The following is a 243-nucleotide window of genomic DNA, read 5'->3' as shown; positions in this document are numbered from 1 at the left end:
ACCTACACCGACACCTTCAATGTCGTCAGCGCCGACGGCACCGCCACCACCGTGACCGTACACATCCTGGGCACCAACGACGCGGCCGTGCTGTCGGCCGATGTGCGCGACCTGACCGAAGGCAACACGGCCGCCGACATCTCGACGTCGGGCACGCTCACCATCTCCGATGTCGACAGCGATCCCCACTTCGTGCCCCAGGTGGCTGCCGCAGGCAGCTACGGCACCTTCGACCTCGATGCC

At 66.7% G+C, this 243-nt stretch carries 1 protein-coding gene; it reads left to right on the top strand.

The annotated features are described in order from the left end of the window. The coding region (locus tag EN993_RS36855) for a VCBS domain-containing protein (RefSeq protein ID WP_164758116.1) at window positions 1–243 on the top strand (243 nt) is incomplete at both ends.

Source organism: Mesorhizobium sp. M7D.F.Ca.US.004.01.2.1, assembly GCF_003997785.1.
In the GTDB taxonomy this organism is placed as follows: Bacteria; Pseudomonadota; Alphaproteobacteria; order Rhizobiales; family Rhizobiaceae; genus Mesorhizobium; species Mesorhizobium loti.
This window is presented reverse-complemented; position numbering and strand designations above follow the sequence as displayed.